Consider the following 24,426-nt stretch of genomic DNA (forward strand, 5'->3'; position numbering starts at 1 on the left):
CCGGTCCGGAGCGTGGAAATCCTGTCGCACCGGACGTATCGCCCTGGTACTCATGGCATATGACGACAGACGTGCGGGTGCTCGCCGAGGCCGACTGGGATGCGTGGTACGGCACGCTTGAGCTGGCTTTCGGGGGTGTCGCCGAGTCGGCCGAGGAGCGGGAGCTGTGGCGCACGCTCACCGAGTTCGACCGGTCGACAGGCGTCTGGGACGGCGCGACGTGCGTGGGGACGGCGGGGGCGTTCTCCTTCCGGCTCGCGGTGCCGGGCGGCGCCCTGGCCGACGCGGCGGGCGTGACGATGGTCGGCGTCGCGGCCACGCACCGGCGGCGCGGGATCCTGACGTCGATGATGCGGCGGCAGCTGGACGACGTCCGCGCGGCGGGCGAGCCGCTCGCCGTGCTCACCGCGTCCGAGCCGGTCATCTACGGCCGGTTCGGGTACGGCGCGGCCACCCAGCAGCTGAAGGCCGACATCGACACGACCCGGGTGCGGCTGTCCCTGCCGCCGGGCACGGATGACGTACGCCTGCGGTACGCGAAGCCCGCCGACGTCCACGACGCGTGCGAGGCGCTCTACGCCCGCGTGGTGACGGCGCGTCCGGGCATGCTGGCCCGCCGCCCCGGCTGGGAGCGGCTGCGGCTGCTCGACCCGCCCGGCGAGCGCAACGGCGCCTCGCCGCTGCAGTGCGTGGTCGCCGAGCGCGCGGGCGAGCTCGTCGGGTACGCGCGCTTCGCCGTGAAGCCCGACTGGGACTGGAAGGGCCCCAAGGGCGTGGTGCACCTGCACGATCTGGAGGCCCTGGACCCGGCGGCCAACGCGGCGCTGTGGGAGTTCCTCTTCGGCGTCGACCTGACGACGTCCGTGCTCGCCCACAGCCGGCCGGTGGACGACGCGGTGCTGCAACTGGTCTCCGACGTCCGCCGCTGCGACCTGTCGGTGCGGGACTCGCTGCACGTGCGGCTCGTGGAGGTGGGCGCGGCCCTTCAGACGCGTACGTACCAGACGCCCCTGGACGTGGTGTTCGAGGTCGAGGACGCCTTCTGCCCCTGGAACGCGGGGCGTTGGCGGCTCACCGGCGACGCGAAGGGCGCCTCCTGCGAGCGCACCGAGGACGCACCCGACCTCGCCCTGTCCGTACGGGAGTTGGGTTCCGCCTACCTCGGCGGGGTCTCCCTCACGTCACTCGCGGCCGCGGGCCGGGTGCGGGAGCTGCGCCAGGGCGCGCTGACCGAGGCGTCGGTGGCCTTCGGCTCGGACGTGGCCCCCTGGCTGCCGCACGGTTTCTAGCGGACGGCTTCAGGCGGGGCGCTGGCAGGTGGGGCACCAGAAGAGGTTGCGGGCCGCGAGGTCCGCGGTGCGGATGTCGTCGCCGCAGAGGTGACAGGGCTGGTTCGCCCTGCGGTAGACGTACACCTCGCCGCCGTGGTCGTCGACGCGCGGCGGGCGGTTCATCGCCTCCGGGGTGTGCTCGGGCCTGACCGTGTCGATGCGGTTGAGCCGCACGCCCTCGTGCATCAGCTCGACGAGGTCCGCCCAGAGGGTGGCCCACAGCTCCTCGCTGACGTCCTTGCCCGGCAGGTACGGGTCGACGCCGTGCCGGAAGAGGACCTCCGCGCGGTAGACGTTGCCGACGCCCGCGATGACCTTCTGGTCCATGAGGAGGGCGGCGATGGTGGTGCGGCTGCGGGAGATGCGGCGGTAGGCCTTCGCCGGGTCGTCCGTGTCCCGCAGGGGGTCGGGGCCGAGCCGTTCGTGTATCGCCTGCTTCTCCTCGTCCGTGACGAGGGCGCAGGTGGTGGGGCCGCGCAGGTCGGAGTGGTACGCGTCGTTGAGCAGCCGCAGCCGGACGGTGTCCGTCGGCGGCGGGGCGGGGGTCTCGCCGAGGGTGTACTTGCCGAAGAGGCCGAGGTGGACGTGGACCCAGCCGGTGCCGGCGAAGCCGAGGAAGAGGTGCTTGCCGTGGGCCTCGGCGGTGTCCATGACCTGGCCGGTGACGAGGGCGGCGCTGTCGCTGAACTTGCCCTGTGGACTGGTCGCCCGGACGACACGGCCCTCGAACCGGTCCCGGTGATCGGCCGCCAGCCGATGAATGGTGTGCCCCTCCGGCATGACTTTCCTTCACGGTGCGGTGCGGAGGGGCTGGGAATCAGCCCCTCCGGCGTTTGAGGAGCGGGGTCCGGGGCGGAGCCCCGTGGCGATCCCTACGGCTGGGGGTGGTGGGACGGGATCGGGGGCAGCTCGCCGGATTCCTCGTAAGCCGACAGCATGTCGATGCGGCGAGTGTGACGCTCCTCACCCGAGTACGGCGTCTTCAGGAAGATCTCGACGAACTTCGTCGCCTCCTCCTGCGTGTGCATCCGCCCGCCGATGGAGATGACGTTCGCGTCGTTGTGCTCACGGCCGAGCTCCGCGGTCTGCTCGCTCCAGGCGAGAGCCGCCCGTACGCCCTTCACCTTGTTCGCGGCGATCTGCTCGCCGTTCCCGGAGCCGCCGATGACGATGCCGAGGGCGTCGGGGTCCGCGGCGGTCCGCTCCGCGGCACGCAGGCAGAACGGCGGGTAGTCGTCCTGGGCGTCATAGATGTGGGGCCCGCAGTCGACGGGCTCGTGGCCGTGGCTCTTGAGCCATTCGACCAAGTGGTTCTTGAGTTCGTAGCCGGCATGATCCGAGCCGAGGTACACGCGCATGGGTCCGAGTGTGGCACGTCACGAAGCGGGTAGCCGCGACCGGGGCCGGTCCTTGATCTCCCAGGTCGGGACCTTGGTCCAGGCCTTTCGTCGGAATACAACGATCCGGATTCAGGACTTCCGTCCCGTTGACCCCTGAGTTTGAATGCGGGGGCTCGTGACCCGAGAACTTAAGGATTCGTCCATGACCTCGCAACCCTCCCTTGCGAAGGCAGACAGCAACCCTCCATCCCCTGGGGATCCGCGGTCTGGCGACAGTGGTGACCATGGCGGCGACGGCCTGAAAGCGGGTCTCAAGAACCGCCACCTCTCCATGATCGCCATCGGCGGCGTGATCGGTGCAGGTCTCTTCGTCGGCTCCGGCTCCGGCATCGCCGCGGCGGGGCCCGCCATCCTCGTCTCGTACGCCCTCGTCGGCACGATGGTCGTCCTCGTGATGCGGATGCTCGGCGAGATGGCCGCCGCACGGCCGGCCTCCGGCTCCTTCTCCACCTACGCCGACCAGGCGCTCGGCCGCTGGGCCGGCTTCTCCATCGGCTGGCTGTACTGGTTCTTCTGGGTCGTCGTCCTCGCGGTGGAGGCCACCGCGGGCGCCGTGATCCTCAACGGCTGGATACCCGCGGTCCCGCAGTGGGGCTGGGCGCTCATCGTGATGCTGGTGCTCACCGCGACCAACCTCGTCTCGGTCGGCTCCTACGGCGAGTTCGAGTTCTGGTTCGCGGGCATCAAGGTCGTCGCGATCGGCGCGTTCGTCGTCATCGGTCTGCTCGCCGTCTTCGGCGTGCTGCCCGGCTCCGACAACCCCGGCGACGGCTTCGGACACCTCACCGACGCGGGCGGCTTCATGCCCAAGGGCGCGGGCGCCATCCTCACCGGTGTGCTGATGGTCGTCTTCTCCTTCATGGGCAGCGAGATCGTCACGCTGGCCGCCGGCGAGTCCGAGGACCCGCAGCGCGCCGTCACCAAGGCGACCAACAGCGTCATCTGGCGCATCGGCGTCTTCTACCTGGGCTCGATCTTCGTCGTCATCACCCTGCTGCCGTGGAACGACAAGTCGATCACCAAGGACGGCAGTTACGTCGCCGCGCTGAACTCGATCGGCATCCCGCACGCCGGCCAGGTCATGAACGTCATCGTCCTCACGGCGGTGCTCTCCTGCCTCAACTCCGGCCTCTACACCGCCTCGCGCATGGCCTTCTCGCTCGGCCAGCGCGGTGACGCGCCGAAGGCCTTCGCGCGGACCAACTCCCGCGGTGTGCCGCAGGCCGCGATCCTCGGCTCCGTCGTCTTCGGTTTCGTCGCCGTCTGGTTCAACTACCAGTGGAAGGACACCGTCTTCGACTTCCTGCTCAACTCCTCGGGCGCGGTGGCCCTCTTCGTGTGGCTGATCATCAGCTTCACGCAGCTGCGGATGCGCGGGATCATCCTGCGCGAGCAGCCGGAGAAGCTCGTCGTGAAGATGTGGCTCTTCCCGTATCTGACGTGGGTCACCATCGCGATGATCTCGTTCGTGCTCGTCTACATGCTCACCGACGAGGCGGGCCGCAAGCAGGTGCTGCTCTCGCTCCTCGCCGCCGCGTTCGTGATCGCCTTCTCGCTGGTACGGGAGAAGCTGCGGCCCCGCGCCGCCGGCTGACCCCAGCGCCGCCCCGCGGCAACGACGCCCCCGCGACCCTCACCGCGGGGGCGTCGCCGTGTCGCCACTCGGCCCCAAGCCAACCGCCGCCCGCCACAGCGTGGTTCGCGGCGCACGGGAATTTCGGTGGAGTCACGGGCGAGCCGACGACGGGTCTGACTCCCGCTGTCACACCCTTGGGAGATGCTGTCCCCGTCGGACGAAACACGCGGCTCGGCAGACGCACGCCGCTCAACGGAGGCTCCCGTGGACTTCACCGCCCAGCGACTCGTGTTCCGGCCGGACGACGCCGGTTACGCGGAGGAACTCGCCGGCATGCAGACCGGTTTCGCGACGCGGCCCGACCTCGTCGTCGGCGCCACGGGCCCCGAGGACGTCGTCGCCGCGGTCTCGTACGCCGCCGGGGCCGGCCTGCCCGTCGGTGTGCAGGCCACCGGCCACGGCCTCCCCGGCGCCTTCGAGGGCGGCGTCCTGATCAACACGCGGCGGATGGACACCGTGCGGGTCGGCCCCGAAGCGCGCACCGTCACCGTCGGCGCGGGCGCCCGCTGGGGCCAGGTCGTCGAGGCCGCGGCGCCGCACGGCCTGGCCCCGCTGAACGGCACGGCGCCCGGTGTGGGCGTCGTCGGCTACACGCTCGGCGGCGGACTCGGCATCCTGGGCCGGGAGTTCGGCTACGCAGCGGACCACGTCCGCTCCGTCGACGTCGTCACCGCGGACGGCGTCCCGCGCCACGTCACGGCCGACGACGACCCGGAGCTTTTCTGGGGCCTGCTCGGCGGCGGCGCGCACCTCGGCGTGGTCACCGGCCTGGAGATCGGTCTGGTGCCGGTCGCGCGGCTGTACGGCGGCGCGCTCGGATTCGACGGCACCGCGGTCGACCCGGCCGCCGTGCTGCGCGGCTACGAGGAGTGGACGCGGGCCCTGCCCGACGAGCTGACCTCGTCGCTCGCGGCGCTGGTGTACCCCGACCTGCCGCACCTGCCGCCGCACCTCAAGGGCCGCTATCTCCTCCTGATCCGGGTCGCGTTCACCGGCTCGGCGGCGGAGGGCGAGCGCCTGGTGGCGCCGCTGCGGGAGCTCGGGCCCACCGTCTCGGACACGCTGCACGAGATGCCGTACACCGAGAGCCCCGCCATCCACGGCGACCCGGACTTCCCGCACGCCTACTACGGCGACAACGCGGTCCTCGGCCACCTCGACACGGCGGCGGCCGCCGAGATCCTCGCGCTGGCCGGGCCACGGGCGGCCTCGATGCACATCCTGCAGTTCAACCACCTGGGCGGCGCGCTGGCCAGGCCCGCGCGGAACGCCGTGCCCTACCGCGAGGCGGGCTGGCTGGTCCGGCTCCTGTCGCCGCTGGTGGACGGCGTGGACGTGGCGGACCTGCGCGCGGTGCACGCGGCGGCGTTCGGGCACGTGGCGCCGCAGACCCTGGGCCGCTCGCTCAACTTCGTCTTCGGCGGCGCCGACCGCCCCGAGGGGCTCTACGACCCAGAGACGCGGAAGAGGCTCGCCGCGTTGAAGGCCACGTACGACCCGGCGAACCTCTTCAGGCGGAACTACAGCCTCGGCTGACCGGCCTGCGACCGGTCCGGCGACCGGCTCAGCGGTCGAGGAACTTCCACGCCGTGGGCAGCGCGCCCATCGCGAGCGCGGCCTTCAGGGCGTCGCCGATCAGGAAGGGCGTGAGCCCGGCGGCGACGGCCTGGGTCAGCGACATGCCGGTGGCCGCGGCCAGGTACGGCACGCCGACCGCGTAGATGATCGCGGAGCCGAGGACCATCGTGCCCGCGGTGCGCAGCACCGAGCGGTCGCCGCCGCGGCGGGCGAGGGCGCCCACCACCGTGGAGGCGAGCAGCATGCCGAACACATAGCCGAGGGAGGGGGCGGCGACGCCCGAACCCGCCTGGGCGAACCACGGCATGCCCGCCATGCCCACGAGGGCGTACAGCGCGAGCGAGAGGAAGCCGCGGCCCGCGCCGAGCGCGGTGCCGACGAGCAGCGCGGCGAAGGTCTGCCCGGTCACCGGCACCGGGGAGCCCGGCACGGGCACCGCGATCTGGGCGGCGATCCCGGTGAGCGCGGCGCCGCCGAGGACGAGGGCGGCGTCCTTCACGCGGGACGCGGGCAGCAGGTCGGCGAGGACCTGGCCGGGGCGGGTGGGGGCAGCGGCGATGCTCATCGGGGACTCCGCGGGGGCGTGGGCAGGTTGGGACGCGATGACGCTATCCCAGGGCCGGCCGCCGCCACACGGTCTCCGGGCGACAACCCGGGGGCAGGGCCTTGGTGGGCTCTGCACAAAGGGATGCCCGTACACCTCGCCCGGCGTGACGCTCGTCACGGAGGTGAGCGGGTGGGTGGCTCGTTTTGCGCGGGGGGCCGCCGCCCGGGGAGACTGTAGGTTCCTGCCAACTCCTTGAGCACCGAGAGCAGCGTTGAGCACCATGCACGACCCCCAGGCCACGGCCGCACCCCCCGCCGGCGGGCCTCTCGGTGCCGAGAACGAGCCGCTGTCCGGCGGCCTCAAGCAGCGCCACCTCACGATGCTCGGGCTCGGCGGCGTCATCGGCGCCGGGCTCTTCGTGGGGTCGGGCGCGGGGATCTCCGTCGCGGGCCCCGGCATCGTCGTCTCGTATCTGATCGCGGGCGCGCTCGCGATGTGCGTGATGCGGATGCTCGGCGAGATGTCGGCGGCGATGCCCGCGTCCGGCTCGTTCTCCGTGCACGCGGAGCGCGCGCTGGGCCGCTGGGCCGGGTTCAGCGTCGGTTGGCTCTACTGGTTCCTGCTGGTGGTCGTGCTCGCCGTGGAGGCGACCGGCGCCGCGCAGATCGCCCACGGCTGGGCGCCCGCGGTGCCGCAGTGGGCCTGGGTACTGATCTTCATGGTGGTCTTCACCGCGGCCAACCTCGCCTCGGTGAAGAACTTCGGCGAGTTCGAGTTCTGGTTCGCGACCCTGAAGGTCTGCGCGATCGTCGCGTTCCTGGTGCTCGGTCTGCTCGCGGTCTTCGGGGTGCTGCCGGACACCGACGCGGTGGGCCTCGCGAACCTCACCGGGCAGGGCGGGTTCCTGCCGCACGGCTGGTCGGGCGTGGTCTCCGGAGTACTGGCCGTCGTCTTCGCGTTCGGCGGCCTGGAGGTCGTGACGATCGCCGCGGCCGAGTCGGACGACCCGGTGCGCTCGGTCGCCCGCGCGGTGCGCAGCGCCGTCTACCGCATCCTCTTCTTCTACGTCGGGTCGATGCTCGTCATCGTGACGGTGCTGCCGTGGACGGCGCAGCGCGCCGGCGTCAGCCCGTACGTCACGGTCCTCGACTCGATCGGGGTGCCGTCCGCCGGGCAGGTCATGAACATCGTGGTGTTCGTGGCGCTGCTGTCGGCGCTCAACGCGAACCTCTACGGGTCGTCCCGGATGGTCTTCTCGCTGGCCGAGCGCGGTGAGGCGCCGAAGGCGCTGCTGCGGGTGGGCGGCGGCGGGGTGCCGCGCCGGGCGGTGCTCGCCTCGGTCGCCTTCGGGTTCGTGTCGGTGCTGCTCAATCTGGAGTGGCCGGACTCCGTCTTCCTCTACATGCTCAACTCGGTGGGCGCGGTGCTCCTCTTCGTGTGGGCGCTGATCGCCGTCTCGCAGCTGCGGCTGCGCCGGCGCATCGAGCGGGACGCCCCGGAGCGGCTGGTGCTTCGGATGTGGGCGTTCCCGTATCTGACGTGGGCGGCGCTGGCCGCGATGGCCGCCGTGCTCGTGCTGATGCTGACCGACGACGGCGCGCGGCCGCAGCTGCTGTGGTCGGCGGGTGCGACGGGGCTCGTGCTTGCGGTGGCGGGGCTGCGGGAGTGGCGCGGGAAGCACGTTAACAACAGGTGAACGTGTTGTGCGTACCCCTTCACGAGGTGTGAGCGTCGTGTCCGTATAGCGGTCAGCTGTTCCCTGTCAGCGGTACCGGCGCTCAGACTGTGGGCCGCTCTCTCCCCCGTCTCGGCTACTGAACAGGGCACGCCCATGTCTCGGACGTCCACCCCGCAGGACACAGCACCTGACGCAGCACCGCAGGCCGACTCCCCGCTCGTCCACGGCCTCAAGCAGCGACATCTTTCCATGATCGCGCTCGGCGGAGTGATCGGGGCCGGTCTCTTCGTCGGCTCCGGGGCGGGCATCGCCGCGGCCGGACCCTCGATCGTCCTCGCCTACGCGATATCCGGTTCGCTCGTCATGCTCGTGATGCGCATGCTGGGCGAGATGTCGGCCGCGAACCCGGCGTCCGGCTCGTTCTCGGTCCACGCCGAGCGGGCGATCGGCCCCTGGGCGGGCTTCACCGCGGGGTGGGGCTTCTGGTTCCTGCTCTGCGTCGCCGTCGGTCTGGAGGGCATCGGCGCCGCGAAGATCATGGTCGGCTGGTTCCCGGACAGTCCGGAGTGGGTGTGGGTGGCCCTCTTCATGCTGGTGTTCTGCGGCGCGAACCTGACGGCCGTGAAGAACTTCGGCGAGTTCGAGTTCTGGTTCGCCGCCCTCAAGGTCGGCGCCATCACGCTCTTCCTCGGCATCGGCGTCCTCGCGATCCTCGGCATCCTGCCCGGCTCGGACGTCTCCGCCCCCGGCTCGGCGAACCTCACCGGCGAGGGCGGGTTCATGCCGAACGGCACGGACGGCCTGATCATCGGCCTCCTCGCCTCCGTCTTCGCGTACGGCGGTCTGGAGACCGTCACGATCGCCGCCGCCGAGTCCGAGAACCCGGTCAAGAGCGTCGCCAGGGCCGTGCGCACGGCGATGTGGCGCATCGCCGTCTTCTACGTCGGCTCGATGCTCGTCGTCGTCACGCTGCTGCCGTGGGACAACAAGGAGGTCGTCGCCAAGGGCCCGTACGTCGCCACCCTCGACCACCTGGGCATCCCCGGCGCCGGCGAGATCATGAACGTCATCGTCCTGATCGCCCTGCTCTCCGCGATGAACGCCAACATCTACGGCGCGTCGCGCATGTCGTACTCCCTGATCGCCCGCGGCCAGGGCCCCAAGGTGCTCGGCAAGGTCTCGGGCGGCGTGCCGCGCCTGGCGGTGCTCGCCTCCTCGGTCTTCGGCTTCGTCTGCGTGCTGCTCAGCTACTGGCGCCCGGACGACGTCTTCCCCTGGCTGCTCAACATGATCGGCGCGATGATCCTGATGGTCTGGATCTTCATCGCCGTCTCCCAGCTGATCCTGCGCCGCCGCACCGAGCGCGAGGCCCCGGAGAAGCTGGTCGTGAAGATGTGGGCGTTCCCCTTCCTGACCTGGGTGTCGCTGGCCGCGATGGCGTACGTCTTCTATCTGATGACCGACCAGCCGGACACCCGCAAGCAGCTGCTCGCCACCGGCGCGCTGACACTGGCGCTCGCGGTGATCGGCTTCGTACGGCAGAAGGCGGCGGAGAAGCGCGCGGCGGCCGTCTGACGACCGCTGCCAGCACGAGGAAGTCCCGGACCAAGGGGTCCGGGACTTTTTCGTGTCCCCCACCAGCCGCTCCTGTTCCCGTTCGGACCTAGGACAAAGGGCTGATCAACTTCACGGCACTCCTGCTGCTAGCCTGCAGTTGCGAAGGACTTGCAATAAGTTGAGAAACACCACAGCGCACCACAGCAGAGCAGCAGTCGGAGGGCTCGGACTCATGGCCATTTACACGCTTCCTGAACTTCCGTACGACTACGCGGCGCTCGAACCGGTCATCAACCCGCAGATCATCGAGCTGCACCACGACAAGCACCACGCGGCGTACGTGAAGGGCGCGAACGACACCCTTGAGCAGCTGGAGGAGGCGCGCGACAAGGAGACGTGGGGCGCCATCAACGGCCTGGAGAAGAACCTCGCCTTCCACCTCTCCGGTCACATCCTGCACAGCATTTACTGGCACAACATGAACAGCCCCAAGGACGGTGGCGGCGGCGAGCCGCTGGCCGCCGACGGCGTCGGTGAGCTCGCGGACGCCATCGCCGAGTCCTTCGGCTCGTTCGCCAAGTTCAAGGCCCAGCTGACCAAGGCCTCGGCGACGACGCAGGGTTCGGGCTGGGGCGTGCTCGCCTACGAGCCGCTCAGCAACCGCCTCATCGTCGAGCAGGTCTACGACCACCAGGGCAACGTCGGCCAGGGCTCGACGCCGATCCTGGTGTTCGACGCCTGGGAGCACGCCTTCTACCTGCAGTACAAGAACCAGAAGGTCGACTTCATCGAGGCCATGTGGCAGGTCGTCAACTGGCAGGACGTGGCCAAGCGCTACGCCGCCGCCAAGGAGCGGGTCAACAGCCTGCTGCTCGCCCCGTGAGCCAGGGCTGTCGTCCGCTCCCCCGGTGACAGCCCGACAGCGCCCTGCCTCGTGATCGTCTTCTCAACCTTCACCGGGGTGGGCGGAAGAAGGAAAGGCCCCCGTGAGGACGTGACTCACGGGGGTCTTTCGGTGCGCGCCGCGGCTTGGGGCGTCAGTCGAAGACGGGGCCCTGGGTGCGGGTCCGCTTGATCTCGTAGAAGCCCGGGGTCGAGGCCACCAGCAAGGTGCCGTCCCAGAGCCTCGCCGCCGCCTCGCCCTTGGGGGCGGGGGTCACGACCGGGCCGAAGAAGGCGACCTGCTCGCCGTCGGCGCCGGGGACGGCGATGACCGGCGTGCCGACCTCCTGGCCGACCTTGTCGATGCCTTCCTTGTGGGAGGCGCGCAGCTCCGTGTCGTAGGCGTCCGAGTCCATGTACTCGACGAGGTCGGCGGGCAGGCCCGCGTCGGCCAGGGCGCCGACGACCGCCTCGCGGGTCGGGCCCTCGCCGCGGTTGTGGAAACGGGTGCCGAGCGCGGTGTACAGCTTGCCGAGGATCTCGTCGCCGTGCTTCTGCTGGGCCGCGATGACGACGCGGACGGGGCCCCAGGCCTTCGTCTCCAGCATCTCGCGGTACTCCTCGGGGAGATCGTCGAGCTTGTCCTCGTTCAGGACGGCCAGGCTCATCACGTGCCAGCGGACCTCCACATCACGGACCTTCTCGACCTCCAGCATCCAGCGGGACGTCATCCAGGCCCAGGGGCACAGCGGGTCGAACCAGAAGTCGACGGGGGTCTTGCTGCCGTTCTCGGACATGTCTCTCCCTAGGGAATCCGTTCGCATCTGGCCGGGGAAACGTCGGTGGCGCATCAGGGCATTCCCGGATGTCGGGGGCCGACGGCGCATGCGAGGATCGTAGACATTCGTACGAGTCAGGCGAATCACAGACATGCGAGTCACAAAGGAGTGCCGCCCGTGCCCGGTGAGAATCTGTCCCGCGACGAGGCCCGCGAGAGGGCCGCGCTGCTCTCCGTCGACGGTTACGAGGTCTTCCTCGACCTGCGGTCGGCGATCGGCGAGAGCGGTCAGGAGCCGCGCACGTTCCGCTCGGTCACCACGATCCGGTTCCGCAGCGCCGATCCCGGCGCCACGACGTTCGCCGACCTGATCGCCCCGAGCGTCACCGCGGTCTCGCTGAACGGCAAGGACCTGGACCCCTCCGAGGTCTTCGACGGCGCCCGGATCGCGCTTGAGGACCTCGCCGAGGAGAACGAACTGGTGGTGGACGCCCAGTGCGTCTACAGCCGCACCGGTGAGGGCATGCACCGCTTCGTCGACCCCGAGGACGGCGAGGTCTACCTCTACACGCAGTACGAGCCGGCGGACGCGCGCCGGGTTTTCGCCAACTTCGAGCAGCCCGACCTCAAGGCGACCTACCGCTTCCAGGTGCAGGTGCCGGACGGGTGGACCGCGTGGTCCAACGGCGTGGGCGAACTCGTCGACGGCGTATGGCGGTTCGCCGAGACCAAGCCCATCTCGACGTACGTGACGGCGGTCGTCGCCGGCCCCTATCACTACGTGACGGACTCCTACGAGCGCGTCCTCGCCGACGGCACCCGCCTGGAGATCCCCCTCGGCGCGATGTGCCGCAAGGGCCTGGCCCCGCACTTCGACCCGGACGACGTCTTCCTCGTCACCAAGCAGGGCCTGGACTTCTTCCACGACAACTTCGACTACCCGTACCCCTTCGGGAAGTACGACCAGGCGTTCGTGCCGGAGTACAACCTGGGCGCCATGGAGAACCCCGGCATGGTGACCTTCCGCGAGGAGTACGTCTTCCGCGGCAAGGTGACCCAGGCGTCGTACGAGCGCCGGGCCGGCGTCATCCTGCACGAGATGGCGCACATGTGGTTCGGCGACCTGGTCACCATGCGCTGGTGGGACGACCTGTGGCTGAAGGAGTCCTTCGCCGACTTCATGGGCTGCTTCTCGCTGGTGGAGGCCACCCGCTTCACCAACGGCTGGATCACCTTCGCCAACAACCGCAAGGCCTGGGCCTACCGCGCCGACCAGCTGCCCTCCACCCACCCGGTCACGGCCACCATCCATGACCTGGAGGACGCCAAGCTCAACTTCGACGGCATCACGTACGCCAAGGGCGCCAGCGTTCTCAAGCAGCTCGTCGCCTATGCCGGCCGGGAGGCGTTCCTGGAGGGCGCGCGGCGCTACTTCAAGCGGCACGCGTACGGCAACACCACCCTCGCCGATCTGCTCGCCGTCCTGGAGGAGACCTCCGGGCGCGACATGACGAGCTGGGCCAGGGCGTGGCTGCAGACGGCGGGCGTCAACTCCCTGACCCCGCAGGTCATCCTGAACGCGGAGGGCCGCATCACCGAGCTCTCCGTCCTCCAGGAGGCCGCCGAGTCCCACCCCGAGCTGCGCCCGCACCGCGTGGCCGTCGGCCTGTACCGCCGCACCTCCGCCGGCGACCTGGAGCGGTACGCCCGCGCGGAGGTCGACGTCGACGGGCCGCGCACGGTCGTGGCCGAGCTGGCCGGCGAAGAGGCGCCCGAGCTGGTCCTGGTCAACGACGACGACCTGACCTACTGCAAGATCCGCTTCGACGAGAACTCCCTCGCGACGCTGCGGGAGCACCTCGGCGACCTCACCGACCCGCTGGCCCGCGCCCTGTGCTGGTCGGCGCTGTGGAGTCTCACGCGGGACGGCCTGATGCCCGCGCGCGACTTCATCGCGTCGGTGCTCCGGTTCGCCGGGCAGGAGAGCGACATCGGCGTCCTGCAGATGCTGCACGCCTGGACCAACTCCGCCCTCACCCACTACGCCGCCCCGAGCTGGCGCGAGGAGGGCGCCCGCACGCTCGCCGAGGGCGCGCTGCGGGAGCTGCGGATCGCGGCGCCGGGCAGCCAGCACCAGCTGACGTGGGCGCGGTTCTTCGCCACGGTGGCGTCCTCGGCGGCCGACCTCCAGCTGCTTGAGGGCCTGTTGGCGGGCAACGCCAAGATCGACGGCCTGGACGTGGACCAGGAGCTGCGCTGGGCCTTCCTCGCCCCGCTGACCGCGCACGGCGTGGCCGGCGAGGACGTCCTGGCCGCGGAGCTGGCGCGCGACGACACGGCGTCCGGCAAGCGGCACCAGGTGCGGTGCCTGGCCGCGCGGCCCTCCGCGGCGGTCAAGGCCCAGGCGTGGGCGGCCGTGGTGGAGTCGGACGCACTGTCCAACGCCCTGGTGGAGGCGACGATCTCGGGCTTCGCGCAGTCGTCCCAGCGGGAGCTCGTCGCGCCGTACGCCGCGCGGTACTTCGACGCCATCGAGCGGGTGTGGGCCGAGCGGTCCATCCAGATCGGCATGGACGTGGTGCGGGGCCTCTTCCCGCATCTGCAGGGCGACGAGGCGACGTTGGCGGCCGCGGACGAGTGGCTCGCCGGGCACGAGGCGAGCGCGCCCGCACTGCGCCGGCTGGTCCTGGAGGCCCGGGACGACCTGGCCCGCTCGCTGCGGGCGCAGGCGTGCGACGCCGCGGCGGCGAGCTAGAGCGGTGACGTGGTGAGGGGGCGGCGGCGGTGACCGCGGGTCGCCGCCCCGCTCCCTTTCTCCCCGCCCTGCTCCCTTCCTCCCCGCTCTCTTCTCCCCGCCCCGCCGTTCCGGCCGCGCCGCGCCGCGCCGCAGGTCAGGAACCGTGTGGCGGGCCGGTGTTCATCGGTCGTCGAACGCCCGTGCTTTAGGGCGAGCTTGTCCGGGTTTGTCGACGGGCGTGTAACAGCGGTTAGCGCGGTGGTCGGGCGCGGGAACGACCGGGTCATGAACCACAACACCCCACTCTCCGCCCTCCCCCTCACGCACCTCGCCGACGTCCGGCTGCGCGTCATGAGCACCGCCCAGCTCGGCGAGCACGGCATCTCCGCGGCGGACGCCGGGGCGCACTGCCGACCCGGCGGACCGTGGCAGCAACTGCTGCCGGGCGTCTGCCTGTTGCACCCGGGGCCGCCGACCAGCGAGGAGCGTCTGCACGGCGCGCTGCTGTACGCGGGGCGGCCGCCGGCCCGTGCGGCCGGGGCCGTGCCCGCCCAGCCCCGCGCGGGCGAGCCACACGCACCGTACGCGGACGCGATGATCACGGGGCTCGCCGCGCTCGCCCTGCACGACTTCTCGTCCGCTCCCCCGCTGCTCTCCCTGAACCACATCGACGTGCTGGTGCCGCGCACCCGGCGGCTGCGTTCGGTGGGGTTCGCTCGGCTCGTGCGCGCTCAGGCGATGCCGACCTCCCAGCAGATCACGGGAGTTCCGGTGGCGCCGGTGCCGCGGGCGCTCGCCGACGCCGTGGCGCAGCTCGCCGAGGCGGAGGCGGTGCGGCGGCTGCTCACCGAGGCGGTGCGCGGCGGGCACTGCGAACCGGCGGCGGTCGTGCGGGAGTTGAACGAGGCGCGGCTGCTCACGCGGCCGCATGTCGTGGACGCCGTCGACTCGCTGCTCGCCGAGGGGCGGGCCATCGCCGAGGACCGGCTGTACCGGATGGTGGCCGAGCACGGGCTTCCCGACCCGCTGTGGAACGTCGATCTGCGGCTGCCCGGCGGCCCGCACCTCGGCGGCGTCGACGCCTACTGGCCCGACCACGCCGTGACCGTGGAGCTGGACACCCGGGCCCCGCGCCAGGACGAGGACGCCCTCTGGTCGGAGTACGTCCGCAAGCGCGAGCATCTGGAGCGGCTCGGCATCACCGTCGTGCACGTCACGCCGAAGAAGCTGCGGGACTCCGTCGAGCAGCAGGCCACCGTGGTGCGGACGGCGCTGATGGCGTCGGTCGACCGCGAACCGGCGGCGTATGTCGTGGTGCTGCCCAGGTAGCGCGGCGGGCCGTGGCGCGGCGGGGCCGGCTTCACCCCTTGCGCTTCACCCCTTGCGGAGGATCAGTTCGGTGTTCCTGTCGCCGGGCTCGCCGCCCAACGTGGGCCGTGCGCCGGGGGCGTTGAAGGAGAGCTCGCGGTAGAGCGCGGCGAGGCCCGTCTGGGAGAGGTCGGTGAAGTCCGTGCGGTGCGGGGCGGCGGACTCGATGAGGGTGGTGAAGACGGAGACCGTGCCGTCGTGGTTGTCGCTGATCTCCACCACCCGCGCGAGCTGCGGGAAGTCGATGTGCGACGCGGTGGAGACCTCCCAGAAGGAGCCGTGCGGGGTGGCGTGCGGGGTGATGGCGTTCTTGTGGCTGTGGCCGTTGACCCAGGCGAGGACGGAGCGGTACCGGCCGAGGAGTTCGACGACCTCGTCGCCGCCGTGCCGTCGCTCGCCGGGGTGTCCCGGGTCGGCGCGGAGGTTGCGCATGGTCCTGCTGGTGTGGTGGCTGAGGACCACGACGTACGAAGGACCGCCGGCGCGCCGCTCGTTGGCCTTGAGTTCCCGTTCCAGCCAGCGCAGTTGGGCGGTGCCGAGCGAGCCCTCGTAGTGACCGCCGGGGTCGGTGGTGTCCAGGCTGATGGCGAGCACGTCGTCGCTGACGCGGAAGGAGTAGTACTGCGTGCCGGCGGCGAGGTTCTCCTCGGTGTAGCCGTGGCCGACGGGGCCGTGGCCCTTGTGGGCCGGGTCGAGGTGCGCCCGCAGGTACTCGGCGGGGGTGAACGGCGCCCGGGACGGGTCCGGCGTGACGCTCCGCATCCGCCGTGCCTCACTCTTGAGCAGCTCCTTGAAGTGTGCGCCCTTGGGGTCGTGGCCCTTCTTGACGGCCTTCCAGAGGGCGGCCCCGCGCTGTTCGTCCAGGGACATCAGCTTCCGGCCGCCGGTGGCGAACTCGGTGAAGTACGGGTCCCGGGGCGCCCAGCAGCCGCCGGGCAGGGCGTCGTGGTTGCCGACCGTGGAGTACCAGGGCAGGCCGAGGCCGGGGCTGTTGACCTCGCGGACGGCGGCGTCGAGGAAGCCGTGCAGCCGCGGGAAGCCGCGCCGCTTGTCGGCGTCGCGCAGGGCGGCGTCCGGGTGCCAGTACAGCGCGAGCCCGCTGTCCTGCACGCCTTCGTAGTGGCGCGGGTCGCCGGTGTTGGGGATGATGCGGCCGCCGCTCATCACCGTGAGGAACCAGTCCAGTTCGGACCGGGAGTTGTTGTCGGTGTTGTCGCCGGTGGTCACGACGCAGTGCAGGGGCGCGCCGGTGGCGGGCGCCCCGCGCAGCGCGTTGACGCGTTCGACGAGCGCGACGGCGCCCGCCACCGACAGGGACTCGTGGGGCCGCCAGGCGCTCGCGGTCTGGGCGCGCAAGTACTCGTAGCGCAGCGGGTGCTGGACGTCGACGAGGTGCAGGTCGGTGAATTGCACGAAGGCGGCGAGCGCGGTGCGCCGCCCCTCGCGGCCCGCCCGCGCCTGCGCCAGGTCGCCGCGGACGACGCGCGGCCAGGCGGGTCCGTCGCCGAGCCGCCGGTAGCCGGTGGTGCCCCGCGGGGCGGCGGCGGTGAGCAGGGTGGTGCCGTTCTTGTACGGGGCGAGGGGCGCGGCGGGGGCGGGCCGGGAGCGCGGGATGGTGGCGCGGCCGGCGGGTGCGGCGTTGCCGGAGCCCGCGCCGGGGCCCAGCGCGTAGCCGACGCCGGCGGAGACGGTGATCGCCCCGGTGGCGGCGAGGAAGGCGCGGCGGTCGAGGCGGGCGACGGTGGAGGCCGCGTCGGCTGCGGCCGTGGCGGTTGCGGTGGCGACAGAGCGTATGCGCGGCATGCGCGGTCTCCCCGGGTGCGAACGCGTCGGCAGTGGTCGCGGGAGGCCCGGGCCCTGGTGCGGCCGGCGAACTTCCCGCTCGTACTGGATCGTTGGCAGCGGGGGTGACCTGTGCGTGAACGAGGCCGCAACGCGCGACGCCGATCACCGTACGTGGATCACCCGGCACCCTGCGCGGTCACGAGGTCCTCTCCGGCCGGAGAGGAAGCGGTCACTCCGTGTTCACCTCGCGGGGAAGGGAAGGCGGGGAACGGGGTCAGCGCGCGCCGTCGGGGCCGGGGCCCGGGGGTTGTTCATCGGCGGAGCCGGAGCGGCGACCGTCGCCGGAGTTGGAGCCGCGGCCCTCGCAAGAGCCGGAGCCGGAGCCGTGACCCTCGGCCGGGGCGGCGCGCCGACCGTCGGCAGGGGCCGCGCCGCGCCCGGTGCCGGGGCCGGTGCGGTCGCCCTCGCCGGTGGTGTGCTCTCCCCCGGCGGAGCCGGACCGGTGGCCGTCGGCGGGGCGGGTGCGCCACAAGTCGAGGCCGATGTCGACGAGGCCGACGCGGTCGAGGTCCGGCACGGCCGTCAGCGGGTGCCAGGCGGCGAGATCGGTGGACCCGTCGGTCTCGCTGCGCAGGGCGCCGCCGGTGACGCGCCCCTCGTACACGAGCCGCAGCCCGTGGAAGTCGGCGACGGCGCCGAGCCGGCGCGGATAGCGGCGGCGCAGTGAGTCGACGCCGAGGAGGGCGACCGGTTCGACGACGTAGCCGGTCTCCTCGTCGGCCTCCCGGACGACGGTGTCGTACGGGTCCTCGCCGTGGTCCATGCCGCCGCCGGGCAGCGTCCAGCGCCTGGCGCCGTCCGCGGCCACCCAGCGGGCCAGCAGGACCCGGCCGTCCCGTACGCATACGGCGTAGGCCGCCACCCTCAGTTCTTTATGCACCCCGTCGACGCTAGGGCCTGCCCGGCTCTCCGCCGCCCGTCAGGGGCGACATCCTCGTGTCATGTCCGGCTATGAACTCATCTGTCCGCCATGGCGCTTGGCGGAATTGCGTCACGCCCTGATCACAGCTCGGACAACTCTCCCCAAACAGCTGTCACTTGCGTAAGGCTGAGCGGTCATCCGGCCCCGGATTCCGGAACTTCCCGGTTTCCGGCCCGATATCGACCCTCCTCCCGACCTTCACGCAGGGATGCCGATGCCCAGATCCAGTTCCCGTTCCGGTACGAGCGCGAGACGCGCGCCCCGCCTCGCGATAGCCGTCGGCCTGACCGCCGCGCTCTGCGCGACCGGGGCCGCACCCCTCGCCTTCGCGGCGGACGACACCCCGTCCCCCGTGCCCGCGCCCAAGTCCGCGGCCGGCAAGCTCGGTCCGGCCGACGCCGAACTGCTCGCCGACGCCGAGGCGGCCGGCGAGAAGACCGTCACGATGATGGTCGCCACCGCGCCCGGCGCCACCGAGCAGGTCGCCGGCCGGCTCGACGCCGTCAAGGGCGGCTCGGTCGGCCGCACCTACGACAAGCTCGGCTACGTCCGCGCGACCGTGCCGACCGGCGCGGCGGACGCCGCGATCAAGTCCGCGGCCGCGCTGTCGTCGGTGCACGCCATCGACCTGCGCCACGAGATCGAACTGGACGACCCGACCCCGGCGGCCGACCACGCCAAGGGCGCCGGGTCCGCGGCGCACGGCACGTATCCGGGCCCGGGCAGGAGGACCCCGGCGAAGAACCCGTACAACCCCTCCGCCGAGACCGGCGCCGTCGACTTCGTGCAGAAGCACCGCAAGGCCGACGGCCGGGGCGTCACCATCGGCATCCTCGACTCCGGCATCGACCTCGGCCACCCCGCGCTGAAGAAGACCAGCACCGGCGAGCGCAAGATCACCGACTGGGTGACGGCGACCGACCCGATCGTGGACGCGGACGGCACCTGGCGGCGCATGACCAACCCCGTCACCGGTCCCGTCTTCACCTGGGACGGCGAGACGTGGAAGGCCCCGGCGGGCTCCTTCCAGGTCAACCGCTTCCGTGAGTCGGCCACCGCGGGCGGCGACGCCAAGGGCGACCTCAACCGCGACGGCGACACCACCGACAGCTGGGGCGTCCTGTACGACCCGGCGTCCGGCACGGTCCGCGTCGACCTGGACGACGACAACGACTTCACCGACGACAAGCCGATGAAGCCGTACAAGGACGACCACCAGGTCGCCTACTTCGGCAAGGACGACCCGGCGACCGACGTCGCCGAGCGCGTCCCGTTCGTCGTCGAGATCCGCAAGGACGTGCCGACCGACCCGTACGGCGGCGACTGGGTCGGCAAGAAGGCCGACTTCGTGAACATCGGCGTCATCGAGTCCGAGCACGGCACGCACGTCGCGGGCATCACCGCGGCCAACGGCCTGTTCGGCGGCAAGATGAACGGCGCGGCGCCCGGCGCCAAGCTGGTCTCCTCGCGCGCCTGCACCTGGACCGGCGGCTGCACCAACGTCGCGCTCACCGAGGGCATGATCGACCTCGTGACGAAGCGCGGCGTCGACATCGTCAACATGTCGATCGGCGGCCTCCCGGCGCTCAACGACGGCAACAACGCGCGCGCCGAGCTCTACAACCGCCTCATCGACACCTACGGCGTGCAGCTGGTGATCTCCGCGGGCAACTCAGGACCCGGCGCCAACACCATCGGCGACCCCGGCCTCGCCGACAAGGTCATCTCGGTGGGCGCGGCCATCTCCAAGGAGACCTGGGCCGCCAACTACGGCTCGGCCGTGCGGAAGAAGTACGCGATGATGCCGTTCTCCTCGCGCGGCCCGCGTGAGGACGGCGGCTTCGCGCCGGTCATCTCCGCGCCCGGTGCGGCCATCAACACCACCCAGACCTGGCTGCCGGGCTCCCCGGTCGCCGAGGCCGGGTACAAGCTGCCGGCCGGCTACTCGATGCTGCAGGGCACCTCGATGGCGTCCCCGCAGGCCGCGGGCGCCTCGGCGCTGCTGCTCTCCGCCGCCAAACGCGAGAAGATCGACCTCACCCCGGCGACGCTGCGCACCGCGCTGACCTCGACCGCGCGCCACATCCCCGGCGAGCAGGCGTACGCGCAGGGCACCGGCCTCATCGACGTCGTGCACGCCTGGAAGTCCATCGAGGACGACGCCACGGCGCACACGTACACGGTGAAGGCCCCCGTCGACACCGCCCTCGACCAGGAGCTGAAGAAGCCCGGCACCGGCATCTACGACCGTGAGGGCGGCCTGAAGACCGGCCAGAAGCGGACGTACGACGTCACGGTCACCCGCACCTCGGGCCCGAACCGCGGCATCCGTCACGAGCTCGACCTGGTCAACAACCACGAGTCCACCTTCAAGCTCCTCGGCAAGGGCGACGTGACACTGGGCCTGAACAAGCCGGTCACCGTCAAGGTCCAGGCGAAGGCGAAGTCGGCCGGACTGCACAGCGCGATCCTCACCGTCGACGACGAGCGCACCGAGGGCGTCGACCAGCAGATCATGTCGACCGTCGTCGTCTCGGCGCCGCTCGCCAAGCCGGCGTACACCTTCACCGCGTCCGGCTCGACGCAGCGCAACAGCACGAAGTCCTACTTCGTGACCGTGCCCCAGGGCGCCAAGTCCCTTGAGGTCGCCCTCGGCGGCCTGAAGGGCAAGAGCCAGACCCGCTTCATCGCGGTGCACCCCTACGGCGTCCCGGTCGACTCCACTTCGTCGATCGTCTGCTACCCGAACTACGAGAATCCGGCCGACACCTGCCGCCCCGACCTGCGGGCGTACCCGGACCCGCAGGCCGGCGTCTGGGAGATCGAGGTCGAGTCGCGCCGTACGTCGCCGCTGCTCGACAACCCGTACAGGCTGACCGTCGCCGCGCTCGGCGTCGCCTTCGACCCGGCCGTGCAGACGGTCCCCGAGGCGAAGGTCGGCACGCCGGCGCCCGTCTCGTGGACGGTGACGAACAACTTCGCGGCCGTCGACGGCAAGCTGAAGGGCGGCTCGCTCGGCTCGGCGAAGTCGGCGCGGCCCAGCATCAAGCAGGGTGAGACGCAGACCACCGAGGTGGTCGTGCCCGAGGGCGCGGAGCGTCTGGACGCCGCCATCGGGGCGCCAGCGGACATCGCCGCCGACTTGGACCTGGCCGTCAAGAAGGACGGCGTGGTCGTGGGTTCGTCGGCGGAGGGCGACTCGGACGAGTCGGTCAGCCTGACCAAGCCCGCCGCCGGTACGTACACGATCGAGGTGACGGGCTACTCGGTGCCGTCCGGGACGACCGCGTACGACTACCGGGACGTGTTCTTCTCGGACGCGCTCGGCAAGGTCACCGTCGACGAGACGAAGACGGTGAAGCTGGCCAACGGCGCGTCGGCGAAGGTCGACGCGCAGGTCGAGGCGAAGGCCCCGGCCGCCGCGGGCCGTGAGCTCTTCGGCGAGGTGTCCCTGCTGAACGCGGGCGGCACGGCGGCGGGCAGCGGCAGCGTGAAGGTCGAGAAGGTCACGCCGTAACCTCTGTCCGCCCCGGCGGACGCCACTGAGAAGTCCCGCCGAGATGCCGCGTCAGCGAGCGTTTCGGCGGGACTTTTCCCGTCCGGGGGGCGTGGGGGTGGGGTCGGCCCCGTCGTCGGGGCGCGGTCGGCCCTCAGTCGCCCGGTCCCGGGGCCGAGCCGCAGGTGATCTTTCTTGCGGCCGGGAGCGCCTTGAGGATCATCGTGCGCAGGCGGTCGCGCTCCGTGCCGACGGCCCAGTTGGCGGGTTCCGCCGAGCCCTTGTCGACGGTGACCAGGACGCGGTCGCCCCGGCGCAGGCGCGGCTCGGCGTAACGGTCCATCGGGAATCTGACCGTGTCGCTCCCGGACGCCGGCTTCAGGTACCGGGTGACGTCGACCGTGACCCGGTCCTGCAAGGCGCCCGGCACCGGGTCGACCGCCGTGACCGTGCCCTCCACGATCAGCCGCGAGCAGGCGACGAAGCCCTCCGGGCTGAGGTCCGCATCGCCGCCGCCCGCGCGGCCCGGCTTGCCGTCGGACGCCGTGCCCCGCGCCGCGTCCCGGTCGCCCCCACCGCCCTGCCCGGCGTCCACCACGAGCCAGCCGAGCCCGCCCACCACCACCGCCGCCAGCGTCGCGGCGACCGCGCCGAGGGCGACGGTGGACCGGCGCCGGGCGCGGATCCGTCCGGGCGGCGCGAGGGCGGGCGCGGACCCGAGGCCGGGGCCAGGGTCGGCCGCCAAGGTGGCGCCCAGCGTGCCGAGCCGCTCGCGCAGGAGCGCCACGTCCGCCGCCGCCGCCGCGTGCTCGGCGGCGAAGCCGGGGTCACGCAGCGCCTCGGCCGGCGCGGGCTCGCCCGTGATCGCCGGCATCAGCGCGTCGAGGTCGTTCTCCGGCACCCTCACACCACCTCCCCTTCGTGCAGGCGGGCCCGCAGGAGCCGTACCGCCGTGTGCAGCCTGCTCTTGACCGTGCCCTCCGGGATGCCGAGCTCCTCGGCGATGGCCCGGACCGGCAGGTCCGCGTAGAAGCGCAGCACCACCACCTGCCGCTGGGCGGCGGGCAGCTCGCCGAGGCCCTGCGCGACGGCCAGCGAGGTGGCCCGCGCCTCCGCGCCGTCCTCGTCGCCGGCCTCCCGCCACAGCACCGCGAGCCGCTCGCCGAGCCGCTCCTGGCGGCGCCGCGCCCGGTGCCAGTCCATGGCCAGGTTGGAGGCGACGACGGCCGCCCACGCGGACACGTCACGCGGCGCCTCGCGCCCGTCCGCCGCCCGCTCCAGGAGCTTCAGGCGGACCTGCTGCACCCCGTCGGACAGGTCACCGTGCGGCACACCGCCGAGCGCGAGCACCGCGCGGACCCGGTCCTCCTGGGCCGCGTCCAGCGGATCCGTCCCCCGGGCCGCCGTCCCCGCCTGCGGCGCGCGGCGCGCCTTTCTGCGCAGCAATGTGCCCCTCCCGTCCCCGCGTTTCCCCTACGACGCCGGGGCGGCCCGGAACGTTCACGGCGGCCGCCCGCGAATGTGGCGTCCCGCACCCCGGACAATGGATTGGACAACGCGGCCCTGGACAGACGCATGATGGAGCAAGCCCAGGCCGGGGTCACCGGGCCGCACGCACATACGGAGGAAGTCCCTGTGAAGGTCGGAATCGTCGGAGCCACCGGTCAGGTCGGCACGGTCATGCGCAAGATCCTCGCCGAGCGGAAGTTCCCGGTGGAGGAGCTGCGTCTGTTCGCCTCGGCCCGCAGCGCCGGCTCGGTCCTGGACGGTGTCACCGTCGAGGACGCCTCCACGGCCGACTACACGGGCCTGGACATCGTGCTGTTCTCGGCCGGCGGCGCCACCTCCAAGGCCCTCGCCGAGAAGGTCGCCTCGCAGGGCGCCGTGGTGATCGACAACTCCTCGGCCTGGCGCCGCCACCCCGAGGTCCCCCTCGTGGTCTCCGAGGTGAACCCGCACGCGATCAAGGACCGCCCCAAGGGCATCATCGCCAACCCGAACTGCACGACGATGGCCGCGATGCCGGTCCTGAAGCCGCTGCACGCCGAGGCCGGCCTCGAAGCGCTGGTCGTCGCGACCTACCAGGCGGTCTCCGGCTCCGGCCTGGCCGGCGTCGAGGAGCTCTTCGAGCAGGTCAAGAAGGTCGGCGAGGACGCCCCGAAGCTCACCCACGACGGCACGGCGGCCGAGTTCCCCGAGCCCGACAAGTACGTCGCGCCGATCGCGTACAACGTCCTGCCGATGGCGGGCTCCGTCGTCGACGACGGCCTGAACGAGACCGACGAGGAGCAGAAGCTCCGCCACGAGTCGCGCAAGATCCTGGAGATCCCGGAGCTGAAGGTCTCCGGCACCTGTGTCCGCGTGCCCGTCTTCACCGGCCACTCCCTCCAGGTCAACGCCCGCTTCGCGCGGCCGCTGAGCCCCGAGCGGGCCACCGAGATCCTCTCCTCTGCCGAGGGCGTCGTCGTCACCGAGGTGCCCACGCCGCTGGTCGCCGCGGGCAAGGACGACGCGTTCGTGGGCCGCATCCGCAAGGACGAGACGGTCGAGAACGGCCTGGCGTTCTTCATCTCCGACGACAACCTCCGCAAGGGCGCGGCGCTGAACGCCGTGCAGATCGCGGAGCTGGTCGCCGCGGAGCTCAAGGGCTGAGTTCCTGCCGTACGCCGAT

At 71.8% G+C, this 24,426-nt stretch carries 17 protein-coding genes and 1 pseudogene; 10 read left to right on the top strand and 8 right to left on the bottom strand.

What is annotated here, in order from left to right; genetic code table 11:
* Positions 1-59: 59 nt before the first annotated feature.
* Complete coding sequence (locus ACFYO9_RS15965) at positions 60-1,289, top strand: GNAT family N-acetyltransferase (RefSeq protein ID WP_358776026.1); 1,230 nt, start codon at positions 60-62, stop codon at positions 1,287-1,289.
* A 9-nt stretch (positions 1,290-1,298) separates the two neighbouring features.
* Here the strand turns inward: ACFYO9_RS15965 and ACFYO9_RS15970 are convergent, their stop codons facing one another.
* Positions 1,299-2,111, bottom strand: coding sequence for a DNA-formamidopyrimidine glycosylase family protein (locus tag ACFYO9_RS15970; RefSeq protein WP_358776028.1), 813 nt, complete (start codon positions 2,109-2,111; stop codon positions 1,299-1,301).
* Positions 2,112-2,203: 92 nt separating this feature from the next.
* Positions 2,204-2,689 (bottom strand): ribose-5-phosphate isomerase, encoded by a 486-nt coding sequence (locus ACFYO9_RS15975; RefSeq protein ID WP_355808228.1) that lies wholly within the window; start codon positions 2,687-2,689, stop codon positions 2,204-2,206.
* 184 nt (positions 2,690-2,873) lie between these two features.
* Here ACFYO9_RS15975 and ACFYO9_RS15980 point away from each other — a divergent pair, with 184 nt between their 5' ends.
* Together ACFYO9_RS15980 and ACFYO9_RS15985 are read left to right on the top strand one after the other, a co-directional pair.
* Positions 2,874-4,325 carry an amino acid permease gene (locus ACFYO9_RS15980; protein WP_358705266.1) on the top strand — a complete coding sequence of 484 codons (1,452 nt, stop codon included), beginning with the start codon at positions 2,874-2,876 and terminating at the stop codon, positions 4,323-4,325.
* A 315-nt stretch (positions 4,326-4,640) separates the two neighbouring features.
* Positions 4,641-5,903, top strand: coding sequence for an FAD-binding oxidoreductase (locus ACFYO9_RS15985; RefSeq protein WP_358776116.1), 1,263 nt, complete (start codon positions 4,641-4,643; stop codon positions 5,901-5,903).
* A 28-nt stretch (positions 5,904-5,931) separates the two neighbouring features.
* On the opposite strand, the gene ACFYO9_RS15990 is transcribed toward ACFYO9_RS15985, so the two are convergent.
* Positions 5,932-6,510, bottom strand: a complete 579-nt coding sequence (locus ACFYO9_RS15990) for a biotin transporter BioY (RefSeq protein WP_355808224.1) — start codon at positions 6,508-6,510, stop codon at positions 5,932-5,934.
* Positions 6,511-6,772: 262 nt separating this feature from the next.
* Here ACFYO9_RS15990 and ACFYO9_RS15995 point away from each other — a divergent pair, with 262 nt between their 5' ends.
* The 3 genes from ACFYO9_RS15995 (at position 6,773) to ACFYO9_RS16005 (ending at position 10,610) form a co-directional block, all read left to right on the top strand.
* Entirely contained in the window at positions 6,773-8,188 is a 1,416-nt protein-coding gene (locus tag ACFYO9_RS15995) for an amino acid permease (RefSeq protein WP_358776030.1), read from the top strand.
* A gap of 135 nt (positions 8,189-8,323) precedes the next feature.
* Entirely contained in the window at positions 8,324-9,745 is a 1,422-nt protein-coding gene (locus tag ACFYO9_RS16000) for an amino acid permease (protein WP_358776032.1), read from the top strand.
* 214 nt (positions 9,746-9,959) lie between these two features.
* On the top strand, positions 9,960-10,610 hold the full coding sequence (locus tag ACFYO9_RS16005; RefSeq protein ID WP_358776033.1) for a superoxide dismutase: 651 nt from the start codon (positions 9,960-9,962) through the stop codon (positions 10,608-10,610).
* A gap of 154 nt (positions 10,611-10,764) precedes the next feature.
* Here ACFYO9_RS16005 and ACFYO9_RS16010 read toward each other — a convergent pair whose 3' ends face one another.
* Positions 10,765-11,406 (bottom strand): DsbA family protein, encoded by a 642-nt coding sequence (locus ACFYO9_RS16010; RefSeq protein ID WP_355808213.1) that lies wholly within the window; start codon positions 11,404-11,406, stop codon positions 10,765-10,767.
* 159 nt (positions 11,407-11,565) lie between these two features.
* Between ACFYO9_RS16010 and pepN the strand changes: the two genes are divergently transcribed.
* Positions 11,566-14,142, top strand: coding sequence for an aminopeptidase N (gene pepN / locus ACFYO9_RS16015; protein ID WP_358776035.1), 2,577 nt, complete (start codon positions 11,566-11,568; stop codon positions 14,140-14,142).
* 267 nt (positions 14,143-14,409) lie between these two features.
* Entirely contained in the window at positions 14,410-15,453 is a 1,044-nt protein-coding gene (locus tag ACFYO9_RS16020) for a hypothetical protein (protein WP_358776037.1), read from the top strand.
* A gap of 45 nt (positions 15,454-15,498) precedes the next feature.
* Here ACFYO9_RS16020 and ACFYO9_RS16025 read toward each other — a convergent pair whose 3' ends face one another.
* Both ACFYO9_RS16025 and ACFYO9_RS16030 read right to left on the bottom strand, forming a co-directional pair.
* Entirely contained in the window at positions 15,499-17,295 is a 1,797-nt protein-coding gene (locus ACFYO9_RS16025) for a TIGR03767 family metallophosphoesterase (RefSeq protein WP_355808205.1), read from the bottom strand.
* A gap of 487 nt (positions 17,296-17,782) precedes the next feature.
* A pseudogene (locus tag ACFYO9_RS16030) lies at positions 17,783-18,217 on the bottom strand (NUDIX hydrolase); the annotation flags it as partial.
* 256 nt (positions 18,218-18,473) lie between these two features.
* Here ACFYO9_RS16030 and ACFYO9_RS16035 point away from each other — a divergent pair.
* Positions 18,474-21,776, top strand: a complete 3,303-nt coding sequence (locus tag ACFYO9_RS16035; RefSeq protein ID WP_358776039.1) for a S8 family serine peptidase — start codon at positions 18,474-18,476, stop codon at positions 21,774-21,776.
* A 133-nt stretch (positions 21,777-21,909) separates the two neighbouring features.
* Here ACFYO9_RS16035 and ACFYO9_RS16040 read toward each other — a convergent pair whose 3' ends face one another.
* Together ACFYO9_RS16040 and ACFYO9_RS16045 are read right to left on the bottom strand one after the other, a co-directional pair.
* On the bottom strand, positions 21,910-22,656 hold the full coding sequence (locus tag ACFYO9_RS16040; RefSeq protein WP_358776041.1) for a hypothetical protein: 747 nt from the start codon (positions 22,654-22,656) through the stop codon (positions 21,910-21,912).
* A gap of 2 nt (positions 22,657-22,658) precedes the next feature.
* A complete protein-coding gene (locus tag ACFYO9_RS16045; RefSeq protein WP_355808197.1) occupies positions 22,659-23,201 on the bottom strand; it encodes a sigma-70 family RNA polymerase sigma factor in 543 nt (180 codons plus the stop codon).
* A gap of 189 nt (positions 23,202-23,390) precedes the next feature.
* Between ACFYO9_RS16045 and ACFYO9_RS16050 the strand changes: the two genes are divergently transcribed.
* Complete coding sequence (locus ACFYO9_RS16050; RefSeq protein WP_358705283.1) at positions 23,391-24,407, top strand: aspartate-semialdehyde dehydrogenase; 1,017 nt, start codon at positions 23,391-23,393, stop codon at positions 24,405-24,407.
* The last annotated feature ends 19 nt before the right edge of the window (positions 24,408-24,426 follow it).

It is taken from the genome of Streptomyces sp. NPDC005863 (assembly GCF_042871345.1).
Taxonomy (GTDB): Bacteria; Actinomycetota; Actinomycetes; order Streptomycetales; family Streptomycetaceae; genus Streptomyces.

Bases quoted from the DNA above. Each gene is read 5' to 3' on its own strand.
- ACFYO9_RS15965 (WP_358776026.1), top strand. From the start codon at position 60: ATGACGACAGACGTGCGGGTGCTCGCCGAGGCCGACTGGGATGCGTGG.
- ACFYO9_RS15970 (WP_358776028.1), bottom strand. From the start codon at position 2,111: ATGCCGGAGGGGCACACCATTCATCGGCTGGCGGCCGATCACCGGGAC.
- ACFYO9_RS15975 (WP_355808228.1), bottom strand. From the start codon at position 2,689: ATGCGCGTGTACCTCGGCTCGGATCATGCCGGCTACGAACTCAAGAAC.
- ACFYO9_RS15980 (WP_358705266.1), top strand. From the start codon at position 2,874: ATGACCTCGCAACCCTCCCTTGCGAAGGCAGACAGCAACCCTCCATCC.
- ACFYO9_RS15985 (WP_358776116.1), top strand. From the start codon at position 4,641: ATGCAGACCGGTTTCGCGACGCGGCCCGACCTCGTCGTCGGCGCCACG.
- ACFYO9_RS15990 (WP_355808224.1), bottom strand. From the start codon at position 6,510: ATGAGCATCGCCGCTGCCCCCACCCGCCCCGGCCAGGTCCTCGCCGAC.
- ACFYO9_RS15995 (WP_358776030.1), top strand. From the start codon at position 6,773: ATGCACGACCCCCAGGCCACGGCCGCACCCCCCGCCGGCGGGCCTCTC.
- ACFYO9_RS16000 (WP_358776032.1), top strand. From the start codon at position 8,324: ATGTCTCGGACGTCCACCCCGCAGGACACAGCACCTGACGCAGCACCG.
- ACFYO9_RS16005 (WP_358776033.1), top strand. From the start codon at position 9,960: ATGGCCATTTACACGCTTCCTGAACTTCCGTACGACTACGCGGCGCTC.
- ACFYO9_RS16010 (WP_355808213.1), bottom strand. From the start codon at position 11,406: ATGTCCGAGAACGGCAGCAAGACCCCCGTCGACTTCTGGTTCGACCCG.
- ACFYO9_RS16020 (WP_358776037.1), top strand. From the start codon at position 14,410: ATGAACCACAACACCCCACTCTCCGCCCTCCCCCTCACGCACCTCGCC.
- ACFYO9_RS16025 (WP_355808205.1), bottom strand. From the start codon at position 17,295: ATGCCGCGCATACGCTCTGTCGCCACCGCAACCGCCACGGCCGCAGCC.
- ACFYO9_RS16035 (WP_358776039.1), top strand. From the start codon at position 18,474: ATGCCCAGATCCAGTTCCCGTTCCGGTACGAGCGCGAGACGCGCGCCC.